At 59.2% G+C, this 23,112-nt stretch carries 19 protein-coding genes; 13 read left to right on the forward strand and 6 right to left on the reverse strand.

The window, feature by feature from the left end; all coding sequences use genetic code 11:
• Positions 1–124: 124 nt before the first annotated feature.
• Positions 125–637, reverse strand: coding sequence for a dihydrofolate reductase (locus B3I26_RS19255; RefSeq protein ID WP_296259947.1), 513 nt, complete (start codon positions 635–637; stop codon positions 125–127).
• 144 nt (positions 638–781) lie between these two features.
• Between B3I26_RS19255 and B3I26_RS19260 the strand changes: the two genes are divergently transcribed.
• The 3 genes from B3I26_RS19260 (at position 782) to B3I26_RS19270 (ending at position 4,156) form a co-directional block, all read left to right on the forward strand.
• The gene (locus B3I26_RS19260) at positions 782–2,161 is read left to right on the forward strand and encodes a DUF2868 domain-containing protein (RefSeq protein ID WP_296259949.1); all 1,380 of its coding nucleotides are present in this window, start codon (positions 782–784) and stop codon (positions 2,159–2,161) included.
• Positions 2,154–3,539, forward strand: a complete 1,386-nt coding sequence (locus tag B3I26_RS19265; protein ID WP_296259951.1) for a GTPase/DUF3482 domain-containing protein — start codon at positions 2,154–2,156, stop codon at positions 3,537–3,539. Before B3I26_RS19260 ends, B3I26_RS19265 begins: the two co-directional genes overlap by 8 nt.
• Before the next feature lie 161 nt (positions 3,540–3,700).
• Complete coding sequence (locus B3I26_RS19270) at positions 3,701–4,156, forward strand: YkgJ family cysteine cluster protein (protein WP_296259953.1); 456 nt, start codon at positions 3,701–3,703, stop codon at positions 4,154–4,156.
• A gap of 173 nt (positions 4,157–4,329) precedes the next feature.
• Here the strand turns inward: B3I26_RS19270 and typA are convergent, their stop codons facing one another.
• Both typA and thiI read right to left on the reverse strand, forming a co-directional pair.
• On the reverse strand, positions 4,330–6,150 hold the full coding sequence (gene typA, locus B3I26_RS19275; RefSeq protein ID WP_296259954.1) for a translational GTPase TypA: 1,821 nt from the start codon (positions 6,148–6,150) through the stop codon (positions 4,330–4,332).
• 158 nt (positions 6,151–6,308) lie between these two features.
• Complete coding sequence (gene thiI, locus B3I26_RS19280) at positions 6,309–7,763, reverse strand: tRNA uracil 4-sulfurtransferase ThiI (protein ID WP_296259956.1); 1,455 nt, start codon at positions 7,761–7,763, stop codon at positions 6,309–6,311.
• A gap of 331 nt (positions 7,764–8,094) precedes the next feature.
• On the opposite strand from thiI, the gene glnA reads away from it, so the two are divergent.
• The 6 genes from glnA to ntrC all read left to right on the forward strand — a co-directional run bounded on the left by glnA (position 8,095) and on the right by ntrC (position 14,381).
• Positions 8,095–9,501: a glutamate--ammonia ligase gene (glnA, locus tag B3I26_RS19285; protein WP_296259958.1), complete on the forward strand. Its 1,407-nt coding sequence runs from the start codon at positions 8,095–8,097 to the stop codon at positions 9,499–9,501.
• Between the two features lie 214 nt (positions 9,502–9,715).
• Entirely contained in the window at positions 9,716–10,279 is a 564-nt protein-coding gene (locus tag B3I26_RS19290; protein ID WP_296259961.1) for a chorismate mutase, read from the forward strand.
• A gap of 122 nt (positions 10,280–10,401) precedes the next feature.
• Positions 10,402–10,929, forward strand: coding sequence for a DUF4124 domain-containing protein (locus B3I26_RS19295; RefSeq protein ID WP_296259962.1), 528 nt, complete (start codon positions 10,402–10,404; stop codon positions 10,927–10,929).
• A 10-nt stretch (positions 10,930–10,939) separates the two neighbouring features.
• Complete coding sequence (locus B3I26_RS19300; RefSeq protein ID WP_296260032.1) at positions 10,940–11,554, forward strand: DUF4124 domain-containing protein; 615 nt, start codon at positions 10,940–10,942, stop codon at positions 11,552–11,554.
• A 308-nt stretch (positions 11,555–11,862) separates the two neighbouring features.
• Positions 11,863–12,948, forward strand: coding sequence for a nitrogen regulation protein NR(II) (gene glnL / locus B3I26_RS19305; protein WP_296260034.1), 1,086 nt, complete (start codon positions 11,863–11,865; stop codon positions 12,946–12,948).
• Positions 12,945–14,381, forward strand: coding sequence for a nitrogen regulation protein NR(I) (ntrC, locus tag B3I26_RS19310; RefSeq protein WP_296259963.1), 1,437 nt, complete (start codon positions 12,945–12,947; stop codon positions 14,379–14,381). Before glnL ends, ntrC begins: the two co-directional genes overlap by 4 nt.
• 145 nt (positions 14,382–14,526) lie before the next feature.
• Here the strand turns inward: ntrC and mgrA are convergent, their stop codons facing one another.
• From mgrA to epsC, 3 genes are all read right to left on the reverse strand, one after another.
• Positions 14,527–15,564, reverse strand: coding sequence for an L-glyceraldehyde 3-phosphate reductase (gene mgrA / locus B3I26_RS19315; RefSeq protein WP_296259965.1), 1,038 nt, complete (start codon positions 15,562–15,564; stop codon positions 14,527–14,529).
• Positions 15,565–15,652: 88 nt separating this feature from the next.
• Positions 15,653–17,647, reverse strand: a complete 1,995-nt coding sequence (gene betT, locus B3I26_RS19320) for a choline transporter BetT (RefSeq protein WP_296259967.1) — start codon at positions 17,645–17,647, stop codon at positions 15,653–15,655.
• A 366-nt stretch (positions 17,648–18,013) separates the two neighbouring features.
• The gene (epsC, locus tag B3I26_RS19325) at positions 18,014–18,976 is read right to left on the reverse strand and encodes a serine O-acetyltransferase EpsC (protein ID WP_296259969.1); all 963 of its coding nucleotides are present in this window, start codon (positions 18,974–18,976) and stop codon (positions 18,014–18,016) included.
• Between the two features lie 198 nt (positions 18,977–19,174).
• Here epsC and B3I26_RS19330 point away from each other — a divergent pair, with 198 nt between their 5' ends.
• The 4 genes from B3I26_RS19330 (at position 19,175) to tcyN (ending at position 22,650) form a co-directional block, all read left to right on the forward strand.
• Positions 19,175–20,176: a D-cysteine desulfhydrase gene (locus tag B3I26_RS19330; RefSeq protein ID WP_296259971.1), complete on the forward strand. Its 1,002-nt coding sequence runs from the start codon at positions 19,175–19,177 to the stop codon at positions 20,174–20,176.
• Between the two features lie 264 nt (positions 20,177–20,440).
• Positions 20,441–21,238 carry a cystine ABC transporter substrate-binding protein gene (gene tcyJ / locus B3I26_RS19335; protein WP_296259972.1) on the forward strand — a complete coding sequence of 266 codons (798 nt, stop codon included), beginning with the start codon at positions 20,441–20,443 and terminating at the stop codon, positions 21,236–21,238.
• Positions 21,235–21,903, forward strand: coding sequence for a cystine ABC transporter permease (gene tcyL, locus B3I26_RS19340; protein ID WP_296259973.1), 669 nt, complete (start codon positions 21,235–21,237; stop codon positions 21,901–21,903). Before tcyJ ends, tcyL begins: the two co-directional genes overlap by 4 nt.
• 3 nt (positions 21,904–21,906) lie before the next feature.
• Positions 21,907–22,650 carry an L-cystine ABC transporter ATP-binding protein TcyN gene (gene tcyN / locus B3I26_RS19345; protein WP_296259974.1) on the forward strand — a complete coding sequence of 248 codons (744 nt, stop codon included), beginning with the start codon at positions 21,907–21,909 and terminating at the stop codon, positions 22,648–22,650.
• The last annotated feature ends 462 nt before the right edge of the window (positions 22,651–23,112 follow it).

Below are 23,112 nucleotides of genomic sequence, written 5' to 3' on the forward strand. Positions count from 1 at the left end.
AAAAACGACATTTGAGTGGAGGTCCTCAGTCGCAGCAGGATGAACGCTGTCACAGCACAGCCAGCCTGCGGTGACAGCGTTCAATGACTCAGCGCCGGCAAGCCGTGCTGTCACGGGTGATCGGTCAAACGCGCTCCCACACCTCGAAGTGGTAAGCAGGCTTGTCGTCCACCGCCGGGTTTTGCGCAGTGGAAACCAGCTTCCATTCGGCCTGATCGAATTCCGGAAACCATGCATCGCCTTCGGGGCTCAACGCCACACGGGTCAGATAGAGACGGTCTGCCTGCGCCAGTCCTTGCGCGTACAACTGCGCACCACCGATCAACATGATTTCGCCGACACCCTGCTCAATCGCCCAGGCTTCTGCGCGTTCAACCGCGGCCTGCAGCGAACTGAACACTTCGGCGCCTTCAAGCTGCAGGTCTGCCTGACGGGTCACGACAAGGTTCAATCGACCGGGCAGAGGCCGGCCCAGCGAGTCCCAGGTCTTGCGACCCATGACGATCGGCTTGCCCAGTGTGGTGGCCTTGAAGTATTTGAAGTCACCCGGCAGGTGCCAGGGCATGGAATTGTTGACGCCGATGACCCGGTTTTCACCCAGGGCGGCGATGAGGCTGAGGGGGAGATGTTTTTTCATGATGGCGAGGATAGCAGAGCGAAACGTTGATTTCGTGCTGCCAGATCGCAAACGCCGAGGTCCAACGTCACACAAACCCGTGGCCCTGCGCGATTGCGGCGACAACGGTTATGCTCAACCCTGACTTCACCAATGAGACGCCGTGTGACTGTACTGACCCCACTCGATGAATTATGGCTGACCGAAGCGGTGCGCCTGCGCGAGCAGCATGCCGGATCGCTTGAAGATGACGAGGCCAGCCGTCGCGCCCGCGCCAATGCGGGTGACTTGCTGACACGTATCAAGTATCGCGCGCTGTGGCTGGCCGAGCGCGACGGCATGCTCGCCGCGTTGCGCCACTGGAAACAGGGCGCGCGCCTGTCATTGGTCCTGTTGTCCGTCTTCGCCGTGGTCAGCGGCGCGGGGCTGGCTTTCGCCGCCTTGGGTGACGGGCAAGCGGCCGTCAACGTGTTCTGGGCCTTGGGCAGTCTGCTTGGGCTGAACCTGATATTGCTGATCAGTTGGGCGCTGGGCCTGCTCTTCGCTGGTGAAAGCGCCGCCAGCCTCGGGCGTCTATGGCTTTGGCTCAGTGAAAAGCTCGCCCGCGATGCGCAAGCTGCGCAGTTGGCGCCCGCGCTGATTTTGCTGCTGCAACGCAAGCGCCTGAACCGCTGGCTGCTCGGCACCTGCGTCAACGGTTTATGGCTGCTGGCGCTGCTGAGCGCTCTGACCCTGCTGCTGTTGCTGATGGCCACCCGACGCTACGGTTTCGTCTGGGAGACCACTATTCTGAGCAGCGACACGTTCGTCAGCCTGACCCAGGGCCTGGGCACTTTACCGTCGCTCGTGGGCTTCCGGGTTCCCAGCGAGGCCATGATCCGTGCCAGCGGCGACAGTGCACTGGTCATCGAGAACGCCCGGCAAGCCTGGGCGGCGTGGCTGGTGGGCGTGCTGGTGGTCTACGGCATCGGGCCGCGTCTGCTGCTGACCTTGCTCTGCTACGGGCGCTGGCGCGCGGGCCGCAAACAGTTAGCGCTGGACCTGAGCGAACCCGGATTTGTCGAACTGCGCGAACGATTGATGCCCAGCAGCGAACGCTTGGGCATTAACGATGCGGCGCCCGCGCAGCTTCATGCAGTGCAAACCGGCACTTCAGCCATCGAAAGCGAGGGTGCGTTGCTCGTTGCCATTGAACTGGACGCGCAACGCCCGTGGCCACCGAAGTTGTCGGAGGCCGTGGCCGACGGGGGCATTCTCGACAGCCGCGAATCGCGCCGGACCTTGCTCGACCAATTGACCCGCTTCCCACCCGCACGCCTGGCGATAGCATGCGACCCGCGTCGCTCGCCTGACCGGGGCAGCCTTGCGCTGATTGCCGAACTGGCCCGTTGTGCCGCGGCAACCCGCGTCTGGCTGCTCCCTGCCCCAGCCGGCGAGGCGCTTGATGCCGATCGTCTGGGCGACTGGCGCAGCGCGCTGCACACGCTTGAGCTGACCTGGGCCGACAGCGCACCGCTGACTTGGCTGGAGACCGGACATGATTGAAAAAAACCGGGCTCGCCCGCTGAAACTCGCAGTGGTCGGTCATACCAACGTGGGTAAGACATCGCTATTGCGCACCCTGACCCGCGATGTCGGCTTCGGTGAGGTCTCTCATCGTCCCAGCACCACGCGCCACGTGGAGGGTGCGCGGCTGTCGGTGGACGGCGAGGCGTTGTTGGAGCTGTATGACACTCCTGGCCTGGAAGACGCCATTGCCCTGCTGGATTATCTGGAGCGTCTTGATCGCCCCGGCGAACGCCTTGACGGCCCGGCGCGGCTGGCGCGTTTTCTGGAGGGCAGTGAAGCCCGCCAACGCTTCGAACAGGAAGCCAAGGTGTTGCGCCAGTTGCTGGCTTCGGACGCCGGCCTTTATGTGATCGATGCCCGCGAACCAGTGCTTGCCAAGTACCGGGATGAACTGTCGGTGCTCGCCAGTTGCGGCAAACCGCTGTTGCCAGTGCTCAATTTCGTCAGCAGTGCGCACCATCGCGAAACGGACTGGCGCGAAGCCCTCGCCCGCCTTGGCCTTCATGCATTGGTGCGCTTCGACACTGTCGCGCCACCCGAGGACGGTGAGCGGCGGCTGTACGAAAGCCTGGCGTTGCTGTTGGAAACCTCGCGAGGGCAATTGGAGCGGTTGATCCTCGACCAACAAGCCCAACGTGACGTCCGCCGGCATAGCGCTGCGCGGTTGATCGCTGAGTTGTTACTCGATTGCGCGGCCTGTCGGCGCAGTGTCGCCACGGTGTCTGACCAAGTGCAGACGGCTGTCGACGATTTGCGCAAGTCTGTGCGCCAGCGCGAACAGCGTTGCGTCGAAGCACTGCTCAAGCTGTATGCGTTTCGCCGTGACGATGCTTCGGCCAGCGACCTGCCGTTGCTGGATGGACGCTGGGGGGATGACTTGTTTAACCCGGAAACATTGAAGCTGCTTGGGGTGCGGGTGGGCAGCGGTATTGCCGCCGGGGCTGCGGCAGGCGCTGGGGTGGATTTGCTGGTGGGCGGGGTTACCTTGGGCGCGGCGGCACTGGTCGGGGCAATCGCCGGAGGTGCCCTGCAAACCGCGCGCAGCTACGGCGCACGCTTGCTGGGCAAACTCAAGGGCGAACGTGAGCTGACCGTCGACGATGCCGTGCTGCGGCTGCTGGCATTGCGTCAACGGCAATTGCTGCTGGCACTGGAGGCACGGGGTCACGCGGCGCTGGAGAGCATCAAGCTGGATGCCCCGCAAGATAAGTCCTGGCGCGAGGGCAAACTGCCAGATGCTCTGCACAAGGCTCGGGCTCACCCGCAGTGGTCCTCGCTCAATCCGCATTCCAGGCTCAACCAGGCTGAGCGGCATGAACAGATCGAGGTGTTGGCCGCAGAGGTCATGCGCTGATCTTTTGCAGCAGCCTGGTTAAGGTCATCGCGCGACGACCGTGAACAATCGGGCCATGGAGATCTGATACCTGCCGACAGTCGCCTTGAGCATTTTGCGATAGGGGAAATGCTCGCCGCCCGGTATGATCGCGCGCCCGATACACCCGGAACCCCGACATCATGAAGCCAACCCTGATCGCTGCTGCAGAACTCGACCGCCTCGAGACTTGGCAGAAATATTCCAGCCACATGTGCGGAGGCTGTGTTTCCAGCTGTTGCACACTGCCGGTGGAAGCGAAGATCAAGGACCTGATTCGCATCGGCGTGGTGGACGAATTCGAAATCGGCGATAACCCCAAGAACATCGCCAAGCGCTTGCAGAAGGAAGGCATTATCGAGCGCTTCAATCAGAAATCAGGGATCTTCACCCTGCAGCGCATGAGCAACGACGACTGCCTGTATCTGGATCGCAAGAGCCGGTTATGCACCATCTATGACAAGCGCCCCGACACCTGCCGCAATCACCCCAAGGTCGGGCCACGCCCGGGATATTGCGCCTACAAGCCCAAAGCGGTGCAGCGTCAGGACAGCGGTACGCTGAGCGCGAACTCGGGGCGGGTTCCTTTGAAGTTCTGACCACCCTGCCTGCCGCCTGTAGCAGTATGGCGTGCGGCGGTGGCGCACTTGAAATCGCTCCCGCCGACAAACCGTGCTCCGGCAAAAAGACATTCCCGGCCCACTCGAATCCCGCACAAACAAAAACGCCCCCGGCCTTTCGACCGGGGGCGTTTTCGTTGAGCCTGGGCTAGTTACGCCTTGGCTTTCTTGGCAGCGCGGGTACGCTCGCCTTCGTCCAGAATCTTCTTGCGAAGACGGATGGACTTAGGCGTGACTTCGCACAGCTCGTCGTCCTGGATGAATTCCAGCGCCTGCTCCAGGGTGAAGCGAACAGGTGGAACCAGAGCGATGGTTTCATCTTTACCCGACGCACGCATGTTGTCGAGCTTCTTGCCTTTGGTTGGGTTGACGCCCATGTCGTTGTCACGGCTGTTCAAGCCAACGATCTGACCGTTGTAGATCTCCTGACCGTGCTCGACGAACAGCTTGCCGCGCGCCTGCAGGGTTTCCAGGGAGTAGGTCAGCGCCTTGCCGGTTTCAACCGAAACCAGAACGCCGTTCTGACGACCCGACATGTCACCGGACTTCATGGTGTCATAGCGATCGAAGATCGAGGTCAGGATGCCAGCACCGTTGGTCAGGGTCAGGAACTGGTTACGGAAACCGATCAGACCGCGAGCAGGGATGTTGTACTCAAGGCGAACACGGCCTTTACCATCCGGCACCATGTTGGTCAGGTCACCCTTACGCAGACCCATCTCTTCCATCACCTTGCCCTGGGATTCCTCAGGGGTATCGATGGTCACGTTTTCGAACGGTTCCTGCTTCACGCCGTCAACCTGACGGATGATTACTTCAGGACGACCGACGCCCATTTCGAAGCCTTCGCGACGCATGGTTTCGATCAGTACCGAGAGGTGCAGCTCGCCACGGCCGGAAACCTTGAACTTGTCGGCCGAGTCGCCTTCTTCAACGCGCAGAGCAACGTTGTAGAGCAGCTCTTTGTCCAGACGCTCCTTGATGTTACGGGAGGTCACGAACTTGCCTTCTTTACCGCAAAACGGCGAATCGTTGACCTGGAAGGTCATGGAAACGGTCGGCTCGTCAACGGTCAGCGGCTTCATCGCTTCAACGGTGTCCGGGTGGCACAGCGTGTCAGAGATGAACAGCGACTCCATACCGCTGATGCACACGATGTCGCCTGCAGCGGCTTCTTCAACGTCGATGCGGTGAAGGCCGTGGTGGCCCATCAGCTTCAGGATACGACCGTTGCGCTTTTTGCCATCGGCACCGATAGCCACGACTGGCGTGTTCGGCTTGACGCGACCACGGGCGATACGGCCAACACCGATAACACCCAGGAAGCTGTTGTAGTCCAGAGCGGAAATCTGCATCTGAAACGGACCGTCACGGTCAACCGACGGCGCAGGTACGTTGTCGACGATCGACTGGTACAGCGGGGTCATGTCTTCAGCCATGTCGGTGTGATCCAGACCGGCAATACCGTTCAGGGCCGAGGCGTAGACGACCTTGAAGTCCAGCTGTTCTTCGGTGGCACCCAGGTTGTCGAACAGGTCGAAGATCTGGTCCAGAACCCAGTCCGGACGCGCGCCTGGGCGGTCAATCTTGTTGATGCAGACGATCGGACGCAGGCCGGCTTCGAACGCCTTCTTGGTCACGAAACGGGTTTGTGGCATTGGGCCGTCTTGAGCGTCCACCAGCAGCAGTACGGAGTCGACCATCGACATTACGCGCTCTACTTCACCGCCGAAGTCGGCGTGGCCCGGGGTGTCGACGATGTTGATGTGGTAGCCATTCCAGTTGATCGCGGTGTTTTTCGCGAGAATGGTAATACCGCGCTCTTTTTCCTGGTCGTTGGAGTCCATCACGCGTTCGTCGTTGAGCTCGTTGCGCTCAAGGGTGCCGGACTGACGCAGAAGCTTGTCGACGAGGGTGGTTTTACCGTGGTCAACGTGAGCAATGATGGCGATGTTACGTAGATTTTCGATCACTTGTGTATCTCGATCAGAGGATTCGGTCAGCTGACTGAATGCAGGCAGCTATGAACGGTACAGTCGGCGAGACCCTGTTCGGGGTCTGCAGCCGTTACGGCTGACGACTGGTGTCGGGGGGCCGGTGACGCAAGCCACAGGCAAACAGCCCCGGGCACTTAGCTCGGTCGATAAACGCGCACATTGGCATGTCCCTCACTGAGCAAATGGTGAGCATGCAGGCGACTCATGACGCCTTTGTCGCAATAAAGCAGGTACTGGCGTGTGTCATCCAGTTCCTTGAAACGGCTGTTCAATGCAAAGAACGGCAGCGTTTGTACTTCGATGCCCGACAGATCCAGCGGACGGTCTTCGGTTTCATCCGGATGGCGGATGTCGACGACCACTTGCCCGGCCAGCGCCTGACTGACTTCTTCAACCTGAACGTCCTGCCCCAACTCCTCGATCACGCGATCGATAGGCACTAGACGGGCGTTTTCGAGCGCACGCTCAAGCACGGCCATGTCGAACTCTTTTTCTTCATGCTCGACGCGGTTACGTTTGGCCGCGGTCTTTGGATTGACCGAGATCACACCGCAGTATTCAGGCATGTGCCGGGCAAAATCGCCGCTGCCGATCTGGTCGGCCTGGTCGATGATGTCCTGCTTGTGACTGGCGATCAGCGGGCGCAAGACCAGCTTTTCCGTCACGCAATCGATTACCGACAGATTCGGGAGGGTCTGGCTTGACACCTGGGAAATCGCTTCGCCGGTTACCAGCGCGTCGATTTCCAGCCTGTCGGCAATGTCGGTCGCAGCGCGCAACATCATACGCTTCAATACTACGCCCATATGACTGTTATCGACTTTTCCGAGAATTTCTCCCAGAACCTCTTCGAACGGTACGCTGACAAACAGCACTCGCTGTGAACTGCCGTACTTCTTCCAGAGGAAGTGCGCCACTTCCATCACGCCCAGTTCGTGAGCCCTTCCGCCCAGATTGAAGAAGCAGAAATGGCTCATCAACCCGCGACGCATCATTTGATATGCCGCCACGGTGGAGTCGAAACCACCGGACATCAGCACCAAAGTCTGCTCCAGCGAGCCCAGCGGGTAGCCGCCAATGCTGTTGTGCTGGCTGTGGATCACGAACAGACGCTTGTCGCGGATTTCTATCCGCACCTCGACTTCTGGAGCCTTGAGTGAAATACCGGCGGCGTTGCACTCACGGCGCAGCTTGCTGCCAACGTATTTCTCGACATCCATGGAGCTGAAGTCGTGGTGACCGGCGCGTTTGCAGCGCACCGAGAAAATCTTGCCGGACAAGGCATGACCGAAGTGCAGCTTGCACTTCTCATAGATGTCATCCATGTCGCCCAGCGGGTACTGATCGACCTGCAAGAAATGTGCGATGCCCGGCATGCAACTCAGGCGCTCGGTCATTTCCTGCAGAAGCTTCGGATCTTCGACCCTGGTTTCGACCTCGAGGTTATCCCACACGCCATCGACCACCAGCGCCGGGTCCAGATCGCGGAGCACGGTGCGGATGTTTTTGGCCAGCTGCTTGATGAAGCGCTTGCGCACAGGCCGGCTTTTGATGGTGATTTCCGGGAAAACTTTAACGATTAATTTCATGAAAACAGCGCGCGGGGTGCCGGTCGAAAAAGGGGGGCGCGGATTATAGCGGAAATTGCTCAAGGTTTAACCAGTTATCGTATAGCCGATCATCAGTGCACCAAAATGTGACTGTATACAATCCTCAAGCACCATAACGGTGCGCTAATTTCTACAAATGCGACGTTTATCGCGCTAAAACCCGGCATTTTTCACGGGAAACCCAACACGGGGCACTGGCATGCAAATTGCTCCCTTGTGAGGCAGGTTGCCTTGGTCGACTATCGCGCCCGGCATCACCCATATTAAGGGCCCACCACTACCCCGGCCCTAAGCCACCCCGGAGGACAACATGTCGAAGTCGGTTCAACTCATCAAAGATCATGACGTTAAATGGATTGATCTGCGCTTCACGGACACCAAAGGTACTCAGCACCACGTGACCATGCCTGCTCGCGATGCGCTGGAAGACGACTTCTTTGAAGTCGGCAAAATGTTCGACGGTTCGTCCATCTCCGGCTGGAAAGGCATCGAAGCCTCCGACATGATTCTGCTGCCGGACGACGAAAGCGCCGTTCTGGATCCGTTCACCGAAGAGCCGACTCTGATCCTGGTGTGCGACATCATCGAACCTTCGACCATGCAAGGTTACGACCGCGATCCGCGCGCCATCGCTCACCGCGCTGAGGAATACCTGAAGTCCACCGGTATCGGTGACACCGTATTCGCTGGCCCAGAACCAGAATTCTTCATCTTCGATGAAGTGAAATTCAAGTCCGACATCTCGGGTTCGATGTTCAAGATCTTCTCCGAACAAGGCTCCTGGATGTCCGACGCTGACATCGAAGGCGGCAACAAAGGCCACCGTCCAGGCATCAAAGGCGGTTACTTCCCGGTTCCTCCGTTCGACCACGACCACGAAATCCGCACCGCAATGTGCAACGCCCTGGAAGAAATGGGCCAGGTCGTCGAAGTTCACCACCACGAAGTGGCAACGGCTGGCCAGAACGAAATCGGCGTGAAATTCAACACGCTGGTTAAAAAGGCTGACGAAGTTCAAACCCTGAAATATGTGGTTCACAACGTTGCCGATGCCTATGGCCGCACCGCAACCTTCATGCCTAAGCCTCTGTACGGCGATAACGGCTCGGGTATGCACGTTCACATGTCCATTGCCAAAGATGGCAAGAACACCTTCGCCGGCGAAGGCTATGCCGGTCTGTCCGACACCGCCCTGTACTTCATCGGCGGCATCATCAAGCACGGCAAGGCACTGAACGGCTTCACCAACCCGTCGACCAACTCCTACAAGCGTCTGGTCCCAGGCTTCGAAGCTCCAGTCATGCTGGCCTACTCGGCTCGCAACCGCTCCGCTTCGATCCGCATTCCATACGTCTCCAGCCCACGCGGCCGTCGTATCGAGGCGCGTTTCCCGGATCCATCGGCCAACCCGTACCTGGCCTTCGCTGCACTGTTGATGGCTGGCCTGGATGGCATCCAGAACAAGATCCACCCTGGCGATGCGGCCGACAAAAACCTGTATGACCTGCCGCCAGAAGAAGCAGCAGAGATCCCGCAAGTGTGCGGCAGCCTGAAAGAAGCCCTGGAAGAGCTGGACAAAGGTCGTGCGTTCCTGACCAAAGGCGGCGTTTTCAGCGACGACTTCATCGACGCGTACATCGCCCTGAAATCGGAAGAAGAAATCAAGGTACGTACCTTCGTACACCCTCTGGAATACGAGCTGTACTACAGCTGCTGATCCAGTCGCGCCAGCGGACGCTGCGCCAGAAAGGCCTCCTTCGGGAGGCTTTTTTTATGCTCCTGAAGCAGACCGCTACGGGTCGAGAGCCTTACGAAGTCGTAAAGTCTTGCCCGTGGTGGTATCGGGTTATCGCATTTTCAACGATTTATTCCGGATACTGTTGCATTCGACATGCGGCTGTTACGCCACAATGACTCACAAGGATCCCCACATGCCAAAACCACTCTGGCTCATGCTCTTGACCGCCCCCTTGATGTCCGGCTGCATCAACGCAGCATCGTCCTCCTGCGCACCTGTCGCTCTGCGTCCGCTCATCGAGGCAATGGGTCAGCGGCTCGATATCGCTAACGATGTTGCGCAGAGCAAGTTCTACAGCGGCAAACCGGTTCAGGACACCGAGCGCGAGCAGCAAGTGATCGCCAATGCCCAAGCCCAGGCCGCAGGGTACAAGCTCGACAAAAGTAACGTTCGCCAGTTCATGACTGCCCAGATCGAAGCCAACAAGTTGGTGCAGTACGCGCGAATCGCACAGTGGCACGACACTCAGCCGCCCGAGAAACCCACTGCCAGCCTGACAACGGGAATCCGCACTCGCCTGGACACGCTGCAGCCAGTGCTGATGGAGAAATACGCTGCGTTTTTGCCGTATCGCAAGGACGAGGCCTGCCAACACTGGGTGCAAGCCGAGATCAAGCGCCAGGCAGCCGACCCCACCCTCGTGACTGCATTGCAGCGGGCCGCGGAGGGTCTGTGCACGAACATAAACAAAGGCTGACGGTAACGACGGACCTGACTCAACGCCAATACGGTTTTGCTCTATGCTGGCAACTGCCCTTGCACTACCGATGTAGCGGGGCCTGAGTTTGTCGTTCTCATGATCGCGGTACCGGAGTATTCATGCGTCAAAGCCTTGCCCTTGTGCTGCTGTTACTCGCACTTCCCGCAGTCGCCCAGATCTACAAATACACCGACGCCAACGGCAATACTGCCTTTAGCAGCCAGCCGCCCGACGGAAAGAAAGTGGAGACGGTCGATCTGCCACCACTCAACAGTCTGGGAGGTACAGCGCCCATGCCTTCATCGCCCAGCCCGTCACAAAACCAGATTCAGGCACCGCCTACCCCTGCGTCCTATCAAACATTGCAGCTGACCGACTTGCCCAACGACGAAGCCCTGCGCGCCAACAATGGCTCTTTCATCGTGGGCGTGATGATTCAACCGCGTTTGCAGCCCGGTCACCTGCTGCAACTGCTGGTCGATGGCAAACCCTATGGTCAGCCCACCAACGTTCCTCGCGTCCAGGTCACGGAGCTGGACCGCGGCGAACACAGCCTTTCAGTCCAGGTGCTGCAAGGCGCACAGGTGATCCAGCAAAGTCAGACGATCAATCTGACAGTGCAGCGAGTCCATGTTGGTAGACCGTAAGCAGCTGTTGCTGCGCAATGCGCTGCTCTGCCTGTTCATATTCATCAGCCAATCGGTAGCCGCAGAGGTGTATACCTACGTCGACGCCGAGGGGAATCGTGTCTTCACCGATCAGCCTCGCAAAAATGCGCAGAAGGTCGACATCGCGCCGGGTAACCAGATCAGGTCCACGCCTAAAAAGCCAAGCCAGGCTGCCAGTAACAAACCCCAGCCAGGCCCGCTGTTTCACTATCAATTGTTGCGCATTCTGGCGCCGGAACCCGACGCCACGATTCGTGACATTCAGGGCAACCTGATCGTGACGGTCACCAACGAACCGGAGCTGCAACCCGGCCACACCTATCGCCTGCTACTGGACGGCAAGGCATATGCCCAGGCAGGCCGCAGCCCGGTATTCCCGATGACCAACATCGATCGAGGCACGCATCAGCTGTCGATTGAAATCGTGGACGAGTGGGGCCGAGTGTCTGAACGCACGCCCAATCAGCCATTTCACATGATGCGTATTTCACTGGCGCAGAAACGGCTCGCCCAACCCTGCAAGCCTGACGATTACGGCGTACGCCCGGAATGCCCGATCAAGGACAAGCCGCCGGAACCAAGCAGCATCCTGCCCTTTTTCTAATATGAAGGAGTCGGGACGACCAAGCTCCAAAATGGTGCACAACCTGAACGAATGCGCCTCGATAAAGCCCATTTTGGTTCACTTATCGGCTCAGGTCGCGCTGTCTTTGGGCTGACGGTGCAAAATAAGCCCAAAATGCTCGGCCAGACGCTTCTTTTCGGAGCTTGGTTTGTTTTTTGCATTTTCTTACGAATAAGCAAGGGATGAACGGCGCACCCGTCCTCTTCCTACGCTGGCGAAGACCAACCAGAGCCTGCACCTTCGGGTCCGCCCTTTGTGCGATGTGCCAAAAGAGGTCAATGAAGTTCATGACAATCAGCGATACATTGCACCGACTGTTACTCGACAACCTGACCACTGCCACAATTTTGCTCAACGCTGACCTGCGCCTGGAGTACATGAACCCGGCCGCCGAAATGCTGCTGGCGATCAGCGGTCAACGCAGTCATGGGCAATTCATCAGCGAGTTGTTTACCGAATCGGCCGAAGCACTCAGCTCGCTTCGCCAAGCGGTGGAGCAAGCGCACCCGTTTACCAAACGCGAAGCCATGCTGACTGCGCTGACGGGCCAGACGTTGACCGTCGATTACGCCGTAACGCCGATTCTTTCGCAAGGCGAGACCATGCTCCTGCTGGAAGTCCATCCCCGCGATCGCCTGTTGCGCATCACCAAGGAAGAGGCGCAGCTGTCGAAGCAGGAGACCACCAAGATGCTGGTCCGCGGGCTGGCTCACGAGATCAAGAATCCGCTCGGCGGGATCCGAGGCGCTGCCCAGTTGCTGGCCCGCGAACTGCCCGAAGAAAGTCTCAAGGACTACACCAACGTCATCATCGAAGAAGCCGACCGCTTGCGAAACCTGGTTGACCGGATGCTGGGTTCGAACAAGCTGCCGTCGCTGGCGATGACCAATGTCCACGAAGTCCTGGAGCGGGTGTGCAGCCTGGTAGAAGCGGAAAGCCAAGGCTGCATCACATTGGTGCGCGACTATGATCCCAGCATTCCTGACGTGCTGATCGATCGCGAGCAAATGATCCAGGCTGTGCTCAATATCGTGCGCAATGCGATGCAGGCGATCAGCGGTCAGAACGAACTGCGCCTTGGCCGTATCAGTTTGCGTACTCGCGCGATGCGTCAGTTCACCATTGGCCATGTGCGTCATCGACTGGTGAGCAAGATCGAGATCATCGACAACGGGCCGGGTATTCCCCAGGAACTTCAAGAAACCATTTTCTACCCGATGGTCAGTGGCCGCCCGGATGGTACCGGGCTGGGCCTTGCCATCACCCAGAACATCATCAGTCAGCACCAGGGGCTGATCGAGTGTGACAGCCATCCTGGCCACACAACTTTCTCGATCTTCTTGCCACTGGAACAAGGAGCAGCTTCGACATGAGCCGTAGTGAAACTGTCTGGATCGTCGACGACGACCGTTCCATCCGCTGGGTATTGGAAAAGGCCTTGCAGCAAGAAGGCATGACCACGCAAAGCTTCGACAGCGCCGACGGCGTAATGAGCCGCCTGGCGCGTCAGCAACCGGACGTGATCATCTCCGACATCCGCATGCCGGGCGCCAGCGGCCTGGACCTGTTGGCGCGGATTCGCGAACAGCACCCGCGCCTGCCGGTGATCATCATGACCGCCCATTCGGACCTGGACAGTGCCGTAGCCTCGTATCAGGGCGGCGCCTTCGAATACCTGCCCAAACCGTTCGACGTCGATGAAGCGGTTTCGCTGGTCAAGCGGGCCAATCAGCACGCCCAGGAACAACAGGGCATGGACGTCGCGCCGACCCTGACCCGTACCCCGGAAATCATCGGCGAAGCGCCGGCGATGCAGGAAGTGTTTCGCGCCATCGGGCGTTTGAGCCACTCCAACATCACCGTACTGATCAACGGTGAGTCGGGCACCGGCAAGGAGCTCGTTGCGCACGCGCTGCATCGCCACAGCCCGCGCTCGGTTTCGCCGTTCATTGCGCTGAATATGGCCGCGATTCCGAAGGATTTGATGGAATCGGAGCTGTTCGGCCACGAAAAAGGCGCGTTCACCGGCGCAGCCAACCTGCGTCGCGGTCGGTTCGAACAAGCCGATGGCGGCACGTTGTTCCTCGATGAAATTGGCGACATGCCTGCCGACACGCAAACGCGTCTGTTGCGCGTGCTGGCGGATGGGGAATTCTACCGGGTAGGCGGCCATGTGCCGGTGAAGGTGGACGTGCGCATCATCGCCGCGACTCACCAGAATCTGGAAACGCTGGTGCAAGCGGGCAAGTTCCGTGAGGACCTGTTCCACCGCCTGAATGTGATCCGTATCCACATTCCGCGCATGTCCGACCGTCGCGAAGATATCCCGACCCTGGCCAAGCACTTCCTGAGCCGCGCGGCGCAGGAGTTGGCAGTCGAGCCGAAGCTGCTCAAGGCCGAAACCGAGGAGTACCTCAAGCATCTGCCCTGGCCGGGTAACGTGCGCCAGCTGGAAAACACCTGCCGCTGGATCACCGTCATGGCTTCGGGTCGCGAAGTGCACATCAGCGACCTGCCACCCGAGTTGCTCAGCTTGCCGCAGGACGCTGCGCCGGTCACCAACTGGGAACAGGCGTTGCGTCAGTGGGCCGATCAGGCGCTGGCTCGCGGGCAGTCCAGCCTGCTGGACAGCGCGGTGCCGACCTTCGAACGCATCATGATCGAAACCGCTCTGAAGCATACTGCCGGCCGCCGCCGCGACGCCGCCGTGCTGCTCGGTTGGGGCCGTAACACCTTGACGCGCAAGATCAAGGAGTTGGGCATGAAGATCGATGGTGGGGACGATGATGAGGGGGATGAGGGCTAATCGGTTCTCGCTGAACTCACAGTGATCTGTGGGAGCGTCTGGCGGTTACGACGGTGGCAATGGCGGTGTGTCAGGTCGACCCCCTTCGCCACCGTCGTTACCTGCGCAAGCTCCCTCAGATTCAGCGTTCCAGGTTTATCTGGCGTCACTCAGCCGACGATGGCTTTTCCCAGAGGTTGATGCCGCCTTCCACTGCGAACCGATCGATCTCGGCCAGTTCTTCCTGGCTGAACGCCAGGTTATCCAGCGCGCCGACGTTTTCGATGATCTGTTCAGGACGGCTCGCGCCAATCAAGGCAGACGTGACACGCGGATCCCGCAGGGTCCAGGCCAGCGCCATTTGTGCGAGGCTTTGACCACGACGCTTGGCGATCTCGTTCAGCGCACGCACGTGCTCGATATTCTGCTCGGACAAGTGCGACGCCTGCAGCGAGCCACCACCGGGACGATTGATCCGCGCGTCCCTGGGAACGCCGTTCAGGTATTTGTCCGACAGCAGCCCCTGGGCCAGCGCAGTGAATGCGATGACACCTGACCCCAACTCGTCGGTGGTGTCCAACAGGTCTTTTTCGACCCAGCGATTGAGCAGGTTGTAAGCCGGCTGATGAATCAGCAGCGGCACCTTCCACGCTTTCAACAAGCCTGCGATCTCACGGGTCTTGGCCCCTGAATACGAAGAGATTCCGATGTACAGCGCCTTACCCTGTTGCACGGCAGTCGCCAGCGCGCCTGCGGTTTCTTCCAACGGCGTGTCCGGGTCGAAGCGATGCGAATAGAAAATATCCACATAGTCCAGGCCCATGCGCTGCAGGCTTTGATCGAGACTGGCCAGCACGTATTTACGCGAACCACCGCCCTGGCCATACGGGCCGGGCCACATGTCCCAGCCCGCCTTGGTGGAGATGATCAACTCGTCGCGGTACTGCTGGAAGTCTTCACGCAGCAGGCGCCCGAAGTTGACCTCGGCGCTGCCATAGGGCGGGCCGTAGTTGTTGGCCAGATCAAAGTGGTTGATACCCAGATCGAACGCCGTGCGCAGCATCGCGCGCTGTGTATCCAGCGGTGTGCTGTCGCCAAAGTTGTGCCATAGGCCCATCGACAGGGCGGGCAGCACCAGACCGCTACGGCCCACGCGGCGATACGGAACGCGTTCATAACGGTTTTCGGCAGCGATGTAGGTCATTCAATCCTCTCTTTCTTGTCTGAATGGCAGATAACGAAGCCCTTGCGAGACTACTCGCATTCGAAATTCCTCGCATAGGCGCAGTGAGCTAGCGCACCAAATGCAAAAACTGCATGTGCCGCTCGTACTGGTCGAGGATGTCGTTGATCACCTGCTCCTTGGTATAGCCCACCAGGTCGTAATCCTGACTGCCCTCGCTCAGGTGCACCTCGGCCCGGTAATAGCGCCTGTTGTTCAGTTGTTTGGAGCCCATGCCCGCGCGGGCAAAGGACGGCGTGAAATAACCACGCATGGTCACCTGGTAGATGAAAGGTCGCTCTTCACCGTGGCCGATTTCCAGCCCGACCGTGTGATTGGACGGATCAGGTTGTGTGACCACGTTCAGGCCTTTTTCGACGAACACCGCAGTGACGTCTTCGATGGCCGGGCGCACGGTCTGATCGAGGAAGCGATACACCTCATCGCGGGACGGGAAATGCACCGCCTGACTCAGACGCTGACGCCAGCCTCCTCGACGCGCCCCGGAAACCGGCGCCAATGAATAGAGCTGTGCGATCTGGCGCTGCGACTCCATGTAGAACGCCTTGTGCAGGCCCCACATCATGGTCAGCAGAATCAGCGAGAACGGCAGCGACGTCAGCACCACGGCCGACTTCAGCGCATCGATGCTCCCCGAAAACAGCAGCCCGCTGGTGATCAGCGCCGTCATCACGCCCCAGAACACGCGTAGCCATTTGGGACCGTCCTCGTCCGGGCTGCCGCCCTTGGCCGAAAGGGTCGACAGCACCACCGTGCCGGAATCCGCCGAGGTTACGAAAAACACGAAGCTGATGAACACCGTGACCGCAATGACGGTTTTGCTCCACGGATAGTTTTGCAACATCAGGTAGAGGGTCATGGACGGGTCGTCGATGGCCGATTGTCCCAATGCCGCCATGCCGTGGTTGAGCACCAGGTCGATGGCGCTGTTGCCAAAGATCGACATCCACGCCAGGGTGAAGCCCAAGGGAATCAACAGCACGCCGCAGACGAACTCACGAATGGTGCGGCCTCGGGAAATGCGCGCAATGAACAGTCCGACGAAAGGCGACCAGGCAATCCACCAGGCCCAATAGAACACCGTCCAGCCGCCCAGCCAGTCACTCGGGCCGTCGTAGGCATAGACGTCGAAACTCTTGGTCGGCAGCGCGCCGAGGTAATCGCCGATGTTTTGCACCAAGGTGTTAAGCAGATGCTGCGTGGGCCCGGCAAACAGCACGAACAGCAGCAGCGCGCAGGCCAGCAGCATGTTGATGTCGGACATCACCCGCACGCCTTTGTCGACGCCTGCCACAGCCACGAGGATCGCGGCGCCCATCATCAACGTGATGAGCCCGACCTGAATCCAGTGTGTGTGCGCGACGCCGAACAGGTAATCCAGACCAGCGTTCAGGTGCAGTACACCGAACCCCATGTCGGCACCCAGGCCGAAGATGGTGGCAATGATGCCGAAGCCGTCAACCGCGTATCCGATAGGGCCGTTGATGCGCTTACCGATCAACGGGTAAAGCGCAGAACGCAGTGCCAATGGCAGGTTGTGCCGGTAGGCGAAATAGGCCAATGCCATGCCGACAAAAGCGAAGACGCCCCAGCCGTGCAGACCCCAGTGCAGAAACAGCAACTGCATGGCCTGACGCGCCGACGCGGTGGTGCCGCCCTCGCCCTGCGGCGGTTGCAGCATGTGGGTCAGTGGCTCGGAGACACAGAAGAAGAACAGCGTGATGCTGATCCCCGCAGCGAACAGCATGCCGGCCCATGACAGGTAGCTGAACTCGGGTTCGTCGTGGTCGGCGCCAAGCTTGATCTTGCCGTACCCGGACAGGGCCGTGACGACCACGAACACCAGATACAGGGTCATGGCCAGCATGTAGTACCAGCCAACGGTATTGGCCGCCCAGTTCTGCGCGGCAAGCAACCATTGGCCGGACGCTTCGGGGAAGCTGATGACGACCAGTCCGAAAATCAGAATGAAGCTGGCGGCGAAGTAAAAGACGGGAGCGTTCATACGCACAGGCGCGCTGTTTTGCGCGCTTGCAGCGCTCACGCGGATACCGCCCTGAGGGGAGTGAAAACGTTCATGCACAGCGGATACGGCAAGGGTAGGCCTCCTGTTTTGAGCGGGCAGCGAACCACCGGTTTAACTTGATTGAACGTTCAATTAAAACATGGAAAGGGGGTGAAGAACCAACCGCAGGTCCTTGGACACCGGCTCAAGCGAGGCTATGACGCGCCCTCGAAGGTGTTGGTTCCGGGGCTTTGAGAGGGATTGGAGGGGCGGATAAAAAACTGTTGCAGTACGGCTCGCCAGCGGTAGCGATTATAAGATTGCTGCCGCCGGTGAGCCGTGTTGCTACAGAGTCTGTGTACATGGCATCGAGCTCCGTAGGAGCCCGGTGCGGTAAGCGGTCAGTTACTTCTGCGTCCCGTCATCGTGCTGCAGGCTGGCCTGGTTCACGTTGCTGTCCGGTGGCACGCTGCGGGTCAGCCAGACGTTACCGCCGATGGTCGATCCCTTGCCAATGGTGATGCGCCCCAAAATGGTCGCGCCTGCATAAATCACCACGTCGTCTTCGACGATCGGATGGCGAGCATGACCTTTTTGCAACTGCCCGTCCTCGTCCGCCGGGAAGCGTTTTGCTCCAAGAGTCACGGCCTGATAAATCCTTACGCGCTCCCCAATGATCGCCGTTTCGCCGATGACCACACCGGTGCCGTGATCGATGAAGAAGCTCAGGCCGATCTGCGCGCCAGGATGGATGTCGATGCCGGTGGCCGAGTGCGCCAGCTCCGAACTGATTCGCGCCAGCAGCGGCAGGCCATTGTTGTAAAGATGATGGGCCAGACGATGATGAATGACTGCGAGAATCCCTGGATAGCACAGCAGCACCTCATCGACACTGCGCGCCGCCGGGTCGCCCTGATAGGCCGCCAGTACGTCGGTATCGAGGATGCGCCGGATGTTCGGTAGTGCGCTGGCGAAGTCCTGAATCAGCCGCTCGGCGTGCACGTCGGCGCAGGTCGCGTCCTCCCCGCGCTGGCGGGCGACGTAACGCAGTTCGAGCCGCGCCTGATCCAGCAGCGAGTTCAGGGCAACGTCCAGGGTGTGGCCGACGTAGAAGTCTTCGCTCTCTTCGCGCAGGTCCACTGGCCCCAGGCGCATGGGGAACAGCGCACCGCCCAAGGCCTCAAGAATGTCGCGCATGGCCTCGCGGGAAGGCAGCTCACGACCGCCTTTCTCACCACTGACACGACCATTGCGCGTGCGCCAGTCATCACGCGCGGCGCGCAACTCACCCACGATCCGCTGCAATTGCCAATGGCCGGTCAGTCCCTCGGCACAGTCTTGCGGCGACAGTTCGGGAATAGTGCTCACGCAGGTTTCTCCTCAGTTCAACGGCTCGTCAGGCTGGACATGGCCGAAGGCCAAGCCACTCTACGGCAAACATTTGCCGCAAAAAAATAACTATTTTTGTGAGCCTATACCCGATTCGTTAAGTAAACCCTCCAGTTGCCCTGTCGGAATCGTCTACCTATAGTCCAGCGACTCACTTGCGGATGTACCGATATCACCATGATCAAACAACAGCTTGAACGTTTTGACCGCCTGCAACTGCTGGGTGCTCCAACGCCGCTGGAGAAACTCGAACGCCTATCGACATGGGCCGGTCGGGATATTTATGTCAAACGCGACGACATCACTCCGTTGGCCATGGGTGGCAACAAGTTGCGCAAGCTCGAATACCTGGCGGCGGATGCGCTGGCCCAAGGTGCTGACACGCTGATCACCGCCGGCGCTATCCAGTCCAACCACGTGCGCCAGACAGCCGCGCTGGCTGCAAAACTGGGACTGGGCTGCGTCGCGCTGCTGGAAAACCCGATCAACACCGAAGACCGCAATTACCTGGGCAATGGCAATCGACTGCTGCTGGACCTGTTCGACGCCAGGGTTGAGCAGGTGGAAAACCTCGATAACGCCGATGAGCAGCTTCAAGCCCTGGCCGCGCGTTTAAGTGCGAGCGGCAAAAAGCCGTATCTGGTGCCGATCGGGGGCTCCAGCCCCGTTGGCGCACTGGGTTATGTGCGTGCGGGTTTCGAGTTGGCCGAGCAGATTCAGCAAAGCGGCGTGCAATTCGCCGCAGTCGTGCTGGCTTCAGGCAGCGCGGGCACTCACAGCGGTCTTGCCCTGGCACTGGCCGAAGCATTGCCGCAATTGCCGGTGATCGGCGTGACCGTATCGCGCCCGGAAGAAACTCAGGCGCCAAAGGTGCTGGGGCTGGCCGAACGCACTGCCGAGCTGCTCGGTGAACCAATGCCCACGGCCTTCAAGGTGAGCCTGTGGGACGAATATTATGGTCCACGCTATGGCGAACCGAACGCGGGCACCTTGTCAGCGATCAAACTGGTCGCAAGCCAGGAGGGCTTGCTGCTGGACCCGGTGTACACCGGCAAGGCAATGGCCGGGCTGCTGGATGGAATCGGTCGGCAACGCGTGGACGATGGCCCGATCATCTTTCTGCACACCGGCGGCGCTCCGGCGTTATTCGCCTACCCGGATGTCTTTTCACGCCAGTGATTGGCGCGGGGTTTGACAGCAAGAGACGGCGCCACACGTTGCTCTGGCGATACCCCGTCAAGCAACGGCTGGGCATATACAAAAACCAACTAACGGATTCATTTTTTATTATTTTTAATCCTAAACAACTGCTTTTATGATCGCTGCCAGCAGCCGCAGCGCTATCCGGCAGAGCACTGAAAAAGCTGGATAAAGCTGCGATGCCACAGTAGTTTCGTCAGGTCTGAAGCTTGCCTGACACTCCAATTAGAACAGGGGACTCACATGAATATGTCTGCAATCCGCCGCACCTTCCTGCTGTCGGCATTCAGCCTGGTGCTCGGCACCGGTCTGGTCACCCATGCCGTCGCTGGTGATCAACTGGAAACCATCAAAAAGAACGGCACCCTCAATGTCGGCCTGGAAGGCACCTACCCGCCTTTCAGCTTCGTGGGCGAGGACGGCAAGCTGACCGGTTTCGAGGTCGAATTTTCCGAGGCCCTGGCCAAGGAGCTGGGCGTAAAGGTCAAGCTGACTGCAACGCCATGGGCAGGCATCCTTGCGGCGCTGGAATCCAAGCGTCTGGACGTCGTCGTCAACCAAGTGACCATTTCCGACGAGCGCAAGAAGAAATACGACTTTTCGGAACCCTATACCGTGTCCGGCATTCAAGCCCTGGTACAGACCAAGGATGCTGGCGTGATCAAGACGGCTGCCGACCTGAAGGGCAAAAAAGTCGGTGTTGGCCTAGGGACCAACTACGAACAATGGCTGAAGGCCAACGTTCCTGGCGCCGTCGTCAAAACCTACGACGATGATCCGACCAAGTACCAGGATCTGCGCGTGGGCCGCATCGACGCCATCCTGGTCGATCGTCTCGCCGCGCTTGAGCTGATCGCCAAGACCAAGGACAAACTGGCCGTTTCCGGGGAACCCTTCTCCCGCCAGGAAGCCGGTATTGCACTGCGCAAGGACGAACCTGAACTGCTGGACGCTCTCAACAAAGCTATCGACAAACTGCGCACCGATGGCACCCTCGCCAAGCTTTCGCAAAAGTACTTCAAGGCTGACGTGACCAAATGATTCCAGAGAGCCTGCAGCTCGCGCTGGACTCCGCGCCCTTTCTGCTTAAGGGCGCGTATTACACGGTGGGCCTGAGTCTCGGATCGATGTTCTTCGGATTGGTGCTGGGCTTCGGCCTGGCACTGATGCGTTTGTCGAAGGTGTGGATCGTCAGTGCCATCGCCCGGGTCTACGTGTCGTTCTTTCGCGGCACGCCCCTGTTGGTTCAGCTGTTCATGATCTATTACGGCCTGCCTGATCTGGGCATTGAACTGGATGCCATCAGCGCGGCATTGATTGGCCTTTCGTTGAACATGGCCGCCTATGCCTGCGAAATCCTGCGCGCCGCCATCGGCGCGGTGGATAAAGGGCAGTGGGAAGCCGCCGCCAGTATCGGCATGACCCGAGCCCAGATCATGCGCCGGGCGATCCTGCCGCAAGCCGCGCGTACCGCTCTGCCGCCTTTGGGTAACAGCTTCATTTCGCTGGTCAAGGACACGGCGATGGCCGCCACTATTCAGGTGCCGGAAGTGTTCCGTCAGGCGCAGCTGATTTCGTCGAGGACGCTGGAAGTCTTCACCATGTACCTCACCGTCGCGGTGATCTACTGGGTGCTGTGCAGCGTGCTGGCACATTTCCAGAATCGCCTGGAAGCACGGGCCAACCGCCACGATGTGGAGTCCTGAAGCATGATCACGGTTGAAAAACTGACCAAGCAATTCAAGGGCAATGAAGTGCTCAAGGGCATTGACCTGAAGGTCGAGCCAGGCGAAGTGGTCGCTATCATCGGCCCCAGCGGTTCCGGCAAAACCACGTTCCTGCGCTGCCTGAACTTTCTCGAGGAACCCACCAGCGGCAGCATCGTCGTCGGCGACATCAGGATCGACGGCAGCCGGCCACTGAGCCAACAACAGGGCTTGATCCGCCAACTGCGCCAACACGTGGGTTTCGTGTTCCAGAACTTCAACCTGTTTCCCCATCGCACGGCGCTGGAAAACGTCATCGAAGGCCCAACTGTGGTCAAGAAGATGCCACGCGGACAGGCCATCGAGTTGGGACGCACGCTGCTGGCCAAGGTCGGCCTTGCCGGCAAGGAAGACGCTTATCCGCGTCGCTTGTCCGGTGGGCAGCAGCAGCGGGTTGCGATCGCCAGAGCTTTGGCGATGGAGCCGGAGGTCATTCTGTTCGATGAACCGACCTCGGCGCTTGACCCCGAATTGGTCGGCGAAGTGCTTAACGCCATCCGCGCACTGGCCGAAGAAAAACGCACGATGGTCATCGTCACCCACGAAATGAAATTCGCCCGGGATGTGGCCAACCGTGTGGTATTCATCGATAAGGGTGTGATCGTGGAACAGGGCGACGCCAAGGAGCTGTTCGCCAACCCCAAGGAAGAGCGCACTCGTCAGTTTCTGGAACGCAGCAGGAACTAATCCTACAACTTGCGTGTAATAAACGGCGCTCATCAGCGCCGTTTTCTTTGCGTCCAACATTTGGAAAAGTTTGGAGTCAACAAAGCTCTCTCTAATGCCGCCCCGCATCATCGTGGGCTTTCTATCGACTTTCTCAATGCAATGCACGGGTGCTTACGTCAGCTGACGGGCTCGTACATTGACCTTCCAGCGCCTCACGAATAGCGCTCGACTCGGTTTCCAACGTATTTCGCCCTGCTCTCTATTAACAGACGAACCGCTACAAGTAGGACATTGCGCCGACTTACTGCATCTGGAGCTAAACCAAGCTGTAGGAAGTATCTGTTTATGTCGCACACAACCGCTTACCCCTTATCACTCATTGACAGATATGCGGTAACACAATTAGCTCGACAACAATCTCGATTACTTTCAGGGCGAAAGAAGCAAGTCCGAAATTGGAACCGTTTGTATGGTTTGCCA

This window comes from Pseudomonas sp. UBA5706, assembly GCF_002419965.1.
Taxonomy (GTDB): domain Bacteria; phylum Pseudomonadota; class Gammaproteobacteria; order Pseudomonadales; family Pseudomonadaceae; genus Aquipseudomonas.